The 12,030-nt window shown below is 59.9% G+C and carries 11 protein-coding genes; 5 read left to right on the top strand and 6 right to left on the bottom strand.

Features of this window, described 5'->3' with window-relative positions:
* Positions 1–12 precede the first annotated feature (12 nt).
* The 3 genes from ACR0A2_RS08250 to ACR0A2_RS08240 all read left to right on the top strand — a co-directional run bounded on the left by ACR0A2_RS08250 (position 13) and on the right by ACR0A2_RS08240 (position 3,350).
* Positions 13–747 (top strand): glutamine amidotransferase, encoded by a 735-nt coding sequence (locus tag ACR0A2_RS08250; RefSeq protein ID WP_480445811.1) that lies wholly within the window; start codon positions 13–15, stop codon positions 745–747.
* 73 nt (positions 748–820) lie between these two features.
* The gene (locus ACR0A2_RS08245; RefSeq protein ID WP_480834704.1) at positions 821–1,678 is read left to right on the top strand and encodes a bile acid:sodium symporter family protein; all 858 of its coding nucleotides are present in this window, start codon (positions 821–823) and stop codon (positions 1,676–1,678) included.
* Positions 1,679–1,688: 10 nt separating this feature from the next.
* Positions 1,689–3,350, top strand: coding sequence for an FAD-binding dehydrogenase (locus ACR0A2_RS08240; protein ID WP_480834703.1), 1,662 nt, complete (start codon positions 1,689–1,691; stop codon positions 3,348–3,350).
* Positions 3,351–3,363: 13 nt separating this feature from the next.
* On the opposite strand, the gene ACR0A2_RS08235 is transcribed toward ACR0A2_RS08240, so the two are convergent.
* The 3 genes from ACR0A2_RS08235 to ACR0A2_RS08225 all read right to left on the bottom strand — a co-directional run bounded on the left by ACR0A2_RS08235 (position 3,364) and on the right by ACR0A2_RS08225 (position 6,878).
* Positions 3,364–4,101 (bottom strand): YbaY family lipoprotein, encoded by a 738-nt coding sequence (locus tag ACR0A2_RS08235; protein WP_480834702.1) that lies wholly within the window; start codon positions 4,099–4,101, stop codon positions 3,364–3,366.
* Positions 4,102–4,196: 95 nt separating this feature from the next.
* A complete protein-coding gene (locus ACR0A2_RS08230) occupies positions 4,197–5,975 on the bottom strand; it encodes an SLC13 family permease (RefSeq protein ID WP_480834701.1) in 1,779 nt (592 codons plus the stop codon).
* Between the two features lie 87 nt (positions 5,976–6,062).
* Positions 6,063–6,878 (bottom strand): TIGR00282 family metallophosphoesterase, encoded by an 816-nt coding sequence (locus tag ACR0A2_RS08225; protein ID WP_171329562.1) that lies wholly within the window; start codon positions 6,876–6,878, stop codon positions 6,063–6,065.
* A 133-nt stretch (positions 6,879–7,011) separates the two neighbouring features.
* Here ACR0A2_RS08225 and ACR0A2_RS08220 point away from each other — a divergent pair, with 133 nt between their 5' ends.
* Complete coding sequence (locus tag ACR0A2_RS08220; protein WP_224853568.1) at positions 7,012–7,239, top strand: putative hemolysin; 228 nt, start codon at positions 7,012–7,014, stop codon at positions 7,237–7,239.
* 3 nt (positions 7,240–7,242) lie between these two features.
* On the opposite strand, the gene ACR0A2_RS08215 is transcribed toward ACR0A2_RS08220, so the two are convergent.
* Positions 7,243–7,800, bottom strand: a complete 558-nt coding sequence (locus ACR0A2_RS08215) for a 5-formyltetrahydrofolate cyclo-ligase (RefSeq protein WP_171114779.1) — start codon at positions 7,798–7,800, stop codon at positions 7,243–7,245.
* A complete protein-coding gene (gene mgtE / locus ACR0A2_RS08210; RefSeq protein ID WP_480834700.1) occupies positions 7,797–9,191 on the bottom strand; it encodes a magnesium transporter in 1,395 nt (464 codons plus the stop codon). The genes ACR0A2_RS08215 and mgtE overlap by 4 nt, the downstream gene beginning before the upstream one ends.
* Before the next feature lie 136 nt (positions 9,192–9,327).
* On the opposite strand from mgtE, the gene guaD reads away from it, so the two are divergent.
* Positions 9,328–10,614, top strand: coding sequence for a guanine deaminase (gene guaD / locus ACR0A2_RS08205; protein ID WP_480834699.1), 1,287 nt, complete (start codon positions 9,328–9,330; stop codon positions 10,612–10,614).
* Here the strand turns inward: guaD and ACR0A2_RS08200 are convergent.
* Positions 10,611–11,945 (bottom strand): 8-oxoguanine deaminase, encoded by a 1,335-nt coding sequence (locus tag ACR0A2_RS08200; protein WP_480834698.1) that lies wholly within the window; start codon positions 11,943–11,945, stop codon positions 10,611–10,613. The two genes, guaD and ACR0A2_RS08200, sit on opposite strands and share 4 nt — an antisense overlap.
* Between the last annotated feature and the right edge of the window lie 85 nt (positions 11,946–12,030).

The following is a 12,030-nucleotide window of genomic DNA, read 5'->3' as shown; positions in this document are numbered from 1 at the left end:
TAAAGGCTGCGCATGAAACCGTTTTTGATCCTGCAACTGCGCCCCGAAACAGATGCGTCCGACGCCGAATATGCCTCGATCCTGAACCGGAGCGGGTTGTCTCCTGAACAGACGCATCGCATTCGTTTGGATTGCGACGACCTGCCAGAAGGGCTGGATGTCACGGACTATGCCGGTGTCATCGTAGGCGGCGGACCGGGGTGCGTCAGTGACGACCCGGCGACCAAATCCCCGCTGGATGCCCGGATCGAGGCTGCGATCATGGGGTTGATGCCGCAGATCATCGCACAAGATCACCCGTTCATGGGCTGCTGCTATGGCCTTGGCATTCTGGCGGCGTATCTGGGCGGCGACGTCAGCAAGGCCCGGTATGGCGAACCCGTCGGACCATCCACGTGCCATTTGACCCCGGAAGGGCAGCGGGATCCGTTGACCGCCGGGTTGGAACCAACCTTCGACGCTTTCGTTGGCCACAAGGAAGCGGTTCAGGCTCTGCCAGAGGGATGCGTGCACCTTGTCGCGTCAGACCCCTGCCCGTTCCAGATGATCCGTTGGGGGCAGAACGTATACGCCACGCAGTTCCACCCCGAAGCCGACGCCAGGGATTTTGAACAGCGCATCAATATCTACAAGAACCACGGCTATTTCCCGCCTGAAGACGCGCAAAAACTGATCGATCACTGCCATTCGGCCGATGTCACACAGCCGGGCGAGATCCTGCGCCGGTTCGTCCGACGATACGAATGACCCAACGGCGCGGTTGCCTGCGCCTTGCCCCCTCGCATAGGCTGATCTGACGCAACTTTGGGAGGAGTTGTCCTTGGATTTGCTTTTGAATGTCGGCTTGCCGGTGTCGCTTGCCATTATCATGTTGTCTCTGGGCATCGGGCTGGAAGTGGCAGACTTCCGTCGTGTCCTGAGCCGACGACGCGCCTTTGCCATCGGGGCGGTAAGCCAGATTGTTCTCTTGCCAGTCGCGGCCTTCGTGACGGTCACAGTCTTAGCATTGCCCCCCGAGATCGCGGTTGGTTTCATGCTGCTCAGTTTTTGCCCGGGCGGCGTAACCAGCAACATCCTCTCCAAGCTCGCCAAAGCCGATGTCGCGCTTTCGGTCAGCCTGACCGCCGTGATCAGCCTTTTGTCGATGGTGACCGTGCCAATACTGGCCGCGTGGTCGATCGCGCATTTCATGGGCGACGAAGCCCCCGAGGTTTCGATCACCGGGCTGGCTGTTGCATTGTTTTTGATAACAACGCTTCCTGTGGCCATCGGGGTCGGAATTCGCAACTTTGCAACAGGGTTTGCAAACCGCGTAGAGCCGGGGTTGTCGACGCTCGCGACCGTTTTGTTCGTGCTGATCGTTGCCGCGGCACTGGCCGGGAACTGGCAATTGTTCGTCGACAATCTTGGCATCATGGGCGCAGGCTTGATTTCTTTGAATATCGCCCTGCTGTTCATTGGGCTGGGACTGGCGCGGATATCAAACCTGTCCTGGAATGAGTGCAAGACGATCTCGATCGAAACCGGAATTCAAAATTCCACGCTGGGCATTACACTGGCGGCGCTGATCACGAATACCGAAAGCGGGTTCAGCCCGCTGGCCCTGCCCTCGGCAGTTTATGGCATTACGATGTACGCCGTGGTTCTGCCGTTTCTTGTCTGGTTCCGCAGGCGCTGAAAGGACCGTTATGACAAACAACACTGCTGATGCGATCGTAATCGGTGCCGGTCTGGCCGGATTGGCCGCCGCGGCCGAACTGGGCGACCGAGGCAAAAAGGTAATCATACTCGATCAGGAACCAGAAGGTTTTCTGGGCGGTCAGGCCTTCTGGAGCCTGGGTGGCCTGTTCATGGTCGACACGCCGGAACAACGCCGCATGGGTATCCGCGACAGCCACGATCTGGCGTTGCGCGACTGGATGGGAAGCGCGCAGTTTGACCGCGAAGAAGACACCTGGCCCCGCAAATGGGCCGAGGCCTATGTCGAGTTCGCCGCCGGTGAAATGCGACCCTGGCTGCATGACATGGGCCTGCGCTGGTTTCCGGTCGTGGGCTGGGCTGAACGTGGCGGGTCTTATGCAAACGGGCATGGCAATTCCGTCCCGCGCTTTCACATCACCTGGGGCACCGGGCCCGGCGTGCTGGAGCACTTCATCCGCCGGGTCCGCAACCATGTCAGCACCGGCCTGATCCAGTTGAAGTTCCGCCATCAGGTCAGCCACATCATCATGCAGAACGGCGAGGCCAAGGGCGTCTCGGGCGAGGTTCTGGCCGATGACACGGCCCCGCGCGGCGGCAAGACCAACCGTGACGAGGTGGGCGAGTTCGAGGTCTATGCACCCTCTGTCATCGTCACCTCGGGCGGGATCGGCGGCAATTTCGAAATGGTGCGCCAGAATTGGCCCCGCGACCGCCTGGGCGAACCGCCCAAGGACATGGTGGCGGGTGTGCCCTTCCATGTGGATGGTCGGATGATCGCCATCAGCGAAAAGGCCGGTGGCCATGTCATCAACGGCGACCGCATGTGGCATTACACCGAAGGCGTACGCAATTGGGATCCGATCTGGCCCGCCCATGGTATCCGCATCCTGCCCGGCCCCAGCTCGATGTGGTTCGACGCGCGCGGAAACCGGTTGCAGCCCCCCTGCCTGCCCGGCTTCGACACGCTGGGCACCCTGCGCGAAATCCTGAACACCGGCTATGAATACAGTTGGTTCGTCCTGACCCAGAAGGTCATCAAGAAGGAATTCGCCCTGTCCGGGTCTGAACAGAACCCCGATTTCACCTCGGGCAGTTGGAAGGAGGTCATCCGTCAGCGCATCCTGTCGGGGTCGAAAGCCACCGGCCCGGTCGAGGCGTTCAAGGAAAAGGGCGAGGATTTCGTGGTCGCCAACACGTTGACCGAACTGGTGAGCGGCATGAACCATCTGGGCGGGGGTCTGATCGACGAGGCGCATCTGCGCGCCCAGATCGAAGCACGGGATTCACAGGTGGACAATCCGTTCTCAAAAGATGCGCAGATGATGGCGATCCTGGCGGCGCGCAACTATCGCGGCGACAAGCTGATCCGCACCGCCAAACCGCACAAGTTCCTGGACCCCAGGAATGGCCCGCTGATCGCGGTCAAGCTGCACGTGCTGACCCGCAAGACACTGGGCGGTTTGCAGACCAATCTGGACAGTCAGATGATTGGCACCGATGGTCAGGTTGTGCCGGGCCTGTTCGCAGCCGGCGAAGTCGCCGGGTTCGGTGGCGGTGGCTATCACGGCTACAACGCGCTTGAGGGAACTTTCCTGGGCGGCTGCATCTTTTCGGGTCGCAACGCCGGACGATCGAGGGCCATCGCGTGACAGCCCTGCCCTATTACTTGCGCATCATTTTGATCACCGGCTCACCCTGAGCATCCAGCAAGGCCAGCGCGTTGCCTTGCATCGCGAAGGTCGTGACACTTTGCATCGCCTTGAGAAACTGCCGCTCGACCTCATCCAGCGGGGGTGGGCAAGCCATGAGCGTTGCAGCCATATTGTCCGGGAACGCAATCCGATTTTCAGAAATCTCGGCCTGGCCACTGAACCGGTTGCAACCGCCGCTGCCTGAAAATGCCCCGCCCTGCCCAAAAGCAAGTTCAGGTCGTTTCTCTGTCTCGACAGGCGCACCATTGAGGCCCGAAGCGACCCATTCGGTGTTTTCCAGCATCGCAGCACCTTGGTGTTGCACCTGTATCATCAGCAGGTCAGCAGAATTCTCGGCCCCATGTGTCAGTACCGGATAAACGGTATCGGTGGTGAACAACAGGTTTTGCCCCTGCATGACCGAAGCACGCACGGCGTATCTGCGCCCGTCCTGAATCAATGCGTCATCATAGGTCAGTTCGAACTGCGCCGGCACACCGGTCAGGGCATATCTCTGCGCGGCAAGCGTTTCGGCCGGCGCATCCGCCAATGAGATATCCTGAAGCTCGACGAACAAGGTCGTGTCAGGCGGAAGCGCAATACGCTCTCGGTAGGTTGCAGTTCCTTCGACGGTTCCGGCAAGCGATGCGCCGCTCAAAACGGTGGCGAAAGCAACCGCAGGAAACATGGTGCGGCCGAATGTCAGCATGGCAGTACCCCTTAAAGTAATATTTCTACAAAAGATTGCTGTTCATCCGACATTTACAAGTACGCCGCGAACAAAGCGGCAAATCTGTGCCGATGTCATAACGGCCAGATCAACGGGATCAGCAGAGACGCCAACAATCCGACCGTCAGGTTCAGCGGCACACCCACCTTCATGAAGTCGGTAAACCTGTAGCCTCCGGGGCCATAGACCATCATGTTCGTCTGGTATCCGATCGGAGTTGCAAAAGATGCCGAGGCCGCCACCATGACCGCGACGACCAGCGGACGCGGGTCTATTCCGACCGCCTGCGCTAATCCGATGGCGATCGGGGTGACCACAACCGCCACGGCGTTATTGGAAACCAGTTCCGTCAGCACCGAGGTCAGCAGGTAAATCGCCCAGATAATGAGGAATGGCGGCAAGGCACTGAGCCCCGGCGCAACGGCCTCGACGATCAGAGAAACCGCGCCCGAGCTGTCAAGCGCAGCCCCTATGCCCAGCATCGCGAAGATCAACGCCAATAGGCGACCTTCCACAAAAGAAAACGCCTCATCCGCATCGATACAGCGGGTCAGCAGAACCACGGCGCAGGCAACAATCGACAACAACAGGATGGGCGCAATACCCAGCGCGGCAAGGGCAACAATCCCTACAAGAGCCCCAATCGCAATCGGCGCATGGCTGCGACGGAAGGCACGAGCCGACGGCTGGGTGACGTCCACCATGTCCATTTCCGCCGCCAGCCGCTGGATATCTGCCGGGGCACCTTCCAAAAGAAGCGTATCCCCAACCCTGACCACCAAGTCATCCAGCTGACGGCCGATATTCTGGTTGCGACGGTGTACCGCAAGCACGTAAACGCCATAACGACGACGAAGCCGCATCATTCCAAGGGTCCGACCCACCAGGCGGCATCCGGGCGTGATCAACACCTCAACCGTCTTGGTTTCAACGGCCGATACCTGATCCACGCGCTTGAGTTCCCTGTTGCGCTGAAGGCTCAGAAGTTCGGTCATCTCGGTTCGTAGAACCACCCGGTCGCCAACCTTAAGTTCGACGCCTTTCAGGTTGCGCCGCAACGACTCATCCCCCCGGATGACATCGATCAGGCGCACGCCGGGGCGTTTGAACAACTGCACGCCGGTCACTTCGCGCCCGATCAGGTTGCTGTCCGGCGGAATGACGGCCTCGGTAAAGAACTTCATCTTGGACCGATCACTGAGCAGCGACGCCATGCTGTCCCGCTCGGGCAACAGTTTGGGCGCGATGAACCGCAAATAGATCATGCCGTAGATCACCAGCGCGATCCCCAGCGGCGTGACTTCGAAAATCGTAAAGGGTTTCATCCCCTGCGCGCGGGCCACACCATCGACCAGCAGGTTGGTAGACGTGCCGATCAATGTCAGCGTGCCGCCCAGAATAGCCGCATAACTCAGCGGAATCAGCAATTTGGACGCGGGAACATTCAGGGTGCGGGCGATTTGCACAAAGACCGGTATCATCACCACGACCACTGGCGTATTCGAAACCACCGCCGAGGCCAGCACGACAAACCCCATGAGCAATGCGATGGCGATACGCGGATTCACCTGAGCCTGCTTTTGCGCGGTCGAGGTGAACGAATCCAGGGCTCCGGTCCGCACCAAAGCACCCATGATGATGAACATCGCGGCAATCGTCCAGGGTGCCGGGTTGGACAGAACTGCAAGCGCATTTTGATAGGGCAGAATGCCGGTCACAAGCATCAGTGAGACACCACCAATGGCCACGACCTCGGTCGGATAAACCTCGCGCAGGAACATGATGAACATGCCCGCAACGATGACCAGCGCCAGAACTGCGCTTCCGGTGTCTGTCAGTGAAAGGAAATTCATTCGTGGTATTCTGTCCGAACCCGGGCCCAAGCGCCTGATGACATGCAGTTTCACGCATTGCGCTCGACAGAGCAAGCCTGACGATGACTATTCGGGCCCGGCTTGTTCCAGGCGCCCTCCGACGCGCACCATACGCACGGTTTTAGCCTGTCCGTCACGATCATCGGTTTCCACGAACACGCCGCTCAGTGTGGCCTCGCCGTTTGCAGGAGTAAAGCGCGCCTTGGGCATGCCGGTGATGAACCGTCGCATGGGCTCCTGCTTGTCCATGCCGATGACCGAATCGTAATCTCCGCACATGCCCGCATCGGTCAAATACGCGGTGCCACCCGGCAGAATCTGGGAATCCGCCGTCGGGACATGGGTATGCGTTCCCACCACAAGGCTTGCACGTTTGTCGCAGTAGTGCCCCATCGCCATCTTTTCGGACGTGGCCTCGCAATGCATGTCCACGATGATCGCCTGCGCCTGCCCGCCTCTGGGATGAGATTTCAGGATCGGTTCGATAGCCGAGAACGGATCGTCGAACGGGCGTTTCATAAAGACCTGACCCAGCACCTGAACCACCAGAACCTTGCGCCCCCCCGGCGCCGTGAACAGCCGATGACCCCGCCCCGGCGCGCCTTTGGCGAAATTGACGGGTCGTATGATGCGCTGTTCCTTCTCGATGAATTGCAGCATGTCTTTCTGGTCGAACGCATGATCGCCCAGCGTCAGGCAATCCGCTCCGGCGTCGAGCAACAGCCTGGCGTGATCTCCGCTCAGCCCCATGCCGTTCGACGCGTTTTCGCCATTGACCACGACAAAATCCAGCCGCCATTCGTCGCGCAGGCGCGGCAAATGCTGCTGAACGGCAGCGCGTCCCGCGCGCCCCATGACATCACCAAGAAACAGAATCCTCATGATCCGGGTCGTAGGGGCTGTACTGGGCAATAACAAGGCGGAAGCGTGAAATTAACGGGAGACTTGGGGGTTGAAATCAAATTCTGCCGTGGCAATGTTTCGATACGCCTCTTGAATACAGAAGGAATTCTTCGTGAAGTCGTCAATTGTTCTGACCGGCTGCCTTCTAGCGGCAACTGCTGCCGCTGCCGAAGGCACCAAGACATCTATGCCCAACCCCGCCGCGACCTTTTGCATTGAAAACGACGGGACCTACCAGCTTCGTAAAAACGAAGACGGCAGTGTCTATGGCGTCTGCATCCTGAAGGACGGCACCGAGGTGGATGCCTGGGACTATTTGCGCAGCCATTTCGAACAGTAGCAGCTAGAAGGTCAGCACGCGGCTTTCCGTGACAACCATGTCCAGCGGTTGGTCGGTTGGCTCGAGCGGCAAGTCCGCAGCCTCTTGCGCATCAAAAGCAAAACCGATGGCAAGCGTCGGGCGTTTGGCGCGCAAGCCTTCCAGCGTTCGGTCATAAAACCCGCCGCCATACCCCAGGCGGCCACCATTTGCGTCGAAGGCGACCAGCGGAACGATCAGAATTTCGGGGTCGAAATAGTCATCCACCTGGGGCACTTTTGCACCGAACGGGCCATCCTTGAGCACACCGTCCGGCGTCCAGCGAGAGAATTTCAGCGGCTGACCGGCTGCCTGGATGACAGGCACACCCACCGGGCCATAAGCCGATGCTTCGGCCATCGCGGGCACCGGGTCGATCTCGGTCCGGATCGGCATGTAACCTGACAGGGGCACGCCGCGATGTCCTGCCAGAACCTCGGACAAGCGCCCGGCTGCACCCGGCAGGCGGGCATCAAACGCGGCCTTGCGGCGGGCAAAGGCCGCTTTGCGCGCTGCGGCTTTGATGTCGGTCAGATCGGTCACAGTAGCACCACGCTGGCAAGCCCAAGAAATATGAAGAAACCCATGACATCCGTCGTGGTTGTCACAAAGGTTCCCGATGCCAGCGCAGGGTCGATGCCCAAGCGGTCCAGCAAGACAGGTACTACCGTACCTGCGAACCCGGCAATGATCATATTCACGACCAAGGCCGACCCGATCACGACACCCAGCAGCGGGGAATCGAACCACAGCATCCCCACGGTCCCCAACACGATGGCAAAACAAAGCCCATTCAGCATCCCCACCAGCAGTTCCCGCCTGATCACACGCATCACGTTTGAATTTGTCAGGTCGCGCGTCGCCAGCGCACGCACCGCCACGGTGAGCGATTGTGTTCCCGCATTGCCGCCCATTGACGCAACGATCGGCATCAGGATGGCCAGCGCGACCAGTTGATCAATCGCCGCCTCGAATTGCGAAATCACCAAAGAGGCACAGATCGCCGTGCACAGGTTCACTGCCAACCAGGGCAACCTTCTCCGGCTGGTTGCCGCCACACTGTCGGACAACGAGCTTTCGTCGCCTACACCGGCAAGACGCAGGATGTCCTCTTCGTGCTCTTCATCCAGAACGACCATCGCGTCGTCAATGGTGATGACACCGACCAAACGGCCATCCGCATCCACCACCGGGGCCGAGATCAGGTGATACTGGTTGAAAGCATAAGCCACGTCTTCCTCATCCTGATCGACGGGGATGATGTGAAACTCTTCTTCTGCCAGATCAATCAGCGGCACTTCACGCCGCGCCGCCATAAGCTTGCCCAACGTCACCTGAGCAACCGGTTTCAGGCGCGGATCGACCAGAACGACGTGATAGAACTGCTCGGGCAAATCATCATTGGCGCGCATGAAGTCGATGGCTTGCCCAACGCTCCAATGTTCGGGCGCCATGACGACTTCCCGCTGCATGAGACGACCGGCCGAGTTCTCGGGATAGGACAGTGCCTGCTCGGCTGCGATCCTTTCGGAATCCTCCAATGCGTCCAGAATGGTTTCCTGCTGCGGTTCCTCAAGGTCTTCCAGCAGGTCAACGACATCGTCGCTTTCCATCTCGCGCACGGCTTCGGCCAGAACATCCGGGTTCAGAACCGAGATCACCTCTTCACGAACCGATTCATCCAGTTCAGACAGGATGTCGCCGTCGAACTCTTTGTCGTACAGGCGGATCAGGCGCGCCCGGTCAAACGGATTGATCTGTTCAAGAAGGTCGGCGATGTCGGCCGAGTGCAGCGGCTCCATCAACTCAACCAGCTTGTCGCGGTCGTCTATATCCACCGCGTACAGGATCGCCGCAACTGCCTTGGGGTCCAACGCATAGGCGTCTTCATCCCGGGGCTGATCGTGTCCGGCTTCGTCTCTGCCCGTCGTCATGCTCTGCCCCTTTTTTGCGATTTGCCCCTAAATAGAAGAAGCAGCTACCGGAAAACAATGACAATGCGCCGATTTACCCACTTCTTTCGTCCGCCTATGCTGGTGTGCGGTTCCAAACAGGTGGAGAACAGGGAAAATGGCGCAAAAGACGCTTTTGAAGGGGCGTGTTCTGAGTTTCACAGGATCACCCTTCGACGGAGAGCCGACCGAGGCGACCCGGCTGGACGAAGCGGTCGTGATCGAACACGGGCGAATTGCAGAGGTCGGCACCGCCGATGCGCTGAAACAAGCCCATCCTGACGCAGTCACGAAGGATCACGGAACGCGCCTGATCATGGCTGGGTTCGTCGATCCGCATGTGCATTATCCACAGACGGCGATGATCGCCAGCTGGGGCAAACGGCTGATCGACTGGCTGAACACCTACACCTTCCCGGAAGAGATGAAGTTCGGCGATTTCGACTATGCGACCGAGATCGCCAACCGGTATCTGGACCTGACGACCGCCCACGGCACCACGACCATGTGCAGTTTTTGCACGATTCACCCTGAAAGCGTGGATGCCTTTTTCACCTCGGCGCAACAGCGTGGGCAGCGTGTCGTCGCCGGCAAGACCTGCATGGACCGGAACGCGCCCGAAGGGCTGCGCGACACTGCGCAGACGGCTTACGACCAATCCGCCGCCCTGCTGGAAAAATGGCATCGCGTCGACCGCTTGTCCTATGCGATCACGCCGCGCTTTTCACCGACCTCGACCCCGGAACAGCTCGAGGCCATGGGCGCGCTTTGGGCCGAGCATCCCCATTGTCTTATGCAAACGCACCTGAGCGAGCAAACGGATGAAATCGAATGGGTTCGATCCCTGTTCCCTGATGCAAGGGATTATCTGGATACCTACGAGAAATTCGGCCTGTTGGGCCAGAACGGCCTGTATGGCCATGTCATCCATCTGGAAGACCGGGAACGGGATCGGCTGCGCGAGGTCGATGCCTCTTTGATCCATTGCCCCACGTCGAACACCTTCATCGGATCGGGATTGTTTGACATGAACGGGCTGATCCATGATGGCCACCGGATCGGTCTGGCCACGGATACCGGCGGCGGGTCCAGCTTTTCGATGCTGCGCACCATGGCCGCCGCCTATGAGATCGGCCAATTGCGCGGCCGTCCCCTGCATCCGGCGCAATTGCTGTGGTTGGGCACGGTCGGATCGGCCCGAAGCCTGCGCATGGACGACTGCATCGGAAACATCGCTCAAGGAATGGAGGCGGATCTGGTGGTGATCGACCTCGCCTCGACCCCCGCCATCGCCCAGCGCGAGGCTCATGCAGAAGATGTTTGGGAAGCGATCTTCCCAACCATCATGATGGGCGATGATCGCGCCGTGGCAGAGGTCTGGATCGGCGGACAGCAGGCGGCTTAGGCCTGCAACGCCCGGGCAAGCGTGTTCTGGCGTTCGATCACGCGGGGCAGATCGATGGTCGTTATGTGCCCGTCTCGCACGATCTGGCGGCCTTCGACGAACAGGTGTTTCACAGACATCGGCCCCGCCAGAAGCAGCGCCGCCGGATCCCAACTGCCCGCGCTTTCGATGCCGCGGGTATCCCACACCGCAATATCGGCACGTTTTCCAGGCATCAGCCGTCCACAATCGGGACGCCCCAATACATCCGCGCCGCCGCGCGTCGCGATCTCAAGCGCTTCGCGGGCCGACATGGCATCTGCACCATTGGCGACCCGTTGCAGCAACATGGCTTGGCGCGCCTCAAGCATCAGGTTGCCATTGTCATTGCTGGCCGATCCATCGGCGCCGAGGCCGACCTTGACGCCCGCATCGCGCATCGCCCGCACCGGTGCGATACCCGATCCGAGGCGGCAATTTGAACAGGGGCAATGGGCCACGCCTGTTTCCGAGCGCGAGAACAGATCAATTTCGGCCCCCTCCAGCTTGACGCAATGGGCGTGCCAGACATCCGGGCCGGTCCATCCCAATTCCTCGGCATATTGCCCCGGGCGGCAGCCGAATTGCGCCTGCGAATAGGCGATATCCTCATCATTCTCGGCCAGATGGGTATGCAGCATCACGCCCTTGTCCCGCGCCAGCAACGCCGCATCGCGCATCAGGTCCCGGCTGACTGAAAACGGTGAACACGGGGCAAGGCCAACGCGGCACATGGACCCCTCCGACGGGTCGTGAAACGCATCCACGACACGTACCATGTCGTCCAGAATTGCGGCCTCTTTTTCCACCAGATGGTCCGGCGGCAGGCCCCCGTCGGTCTCGCCGATGCTCATCGCGCCGCGTGTCGGATGAAACCGCATCCCCAGCTCGGACGCGGCCGCGATCGTATCCTCAAGCCGCGCGCCGTTGGGATAGAGGTAAAGGTGATCGGAACTGAGCGTGCACCCCGACAGCGCCAGTTCGGCCAAACCGATCTGGGCCGAGGTGAACATTTCCTCCGGCCCGAAACGCGACCAGATCGGATAGAGCGTTTGCAGCCACCCAAACAGCAACGCATCCTGCCCGCCCGGCACCGCCCGTGTCAGGGTTTGGTAAAGATGATGGTGGGTATTCACCAGGCCAGGCGTCACCAGACAGCCCGAAACATCATGCACCTCACCCTGTGTTTCCAGTCGCTGCCCGATCCGGGCAATCTGCCCGTCGCGGACCAAAATATCGGCCTTGGACAATTCCTGCCGGGACTCGTCCATCGTCAGGATCAGATCAGCATTCTTGAGTAGGATTTCCGTCATATCGCGCTCCTGCATCTGCCCGTCTCATGCAAGAAGTGCGACGGCCGGTGGAAAACGGGCGCAAGAACCGGCCATCACCGGTTTA

It is taken from the genome of Ruegeria sp. H8 (assembly GCF_056532905.1).
This window is presented reverse-complemented; position numbering and strand designations above follow the sequence as displayed.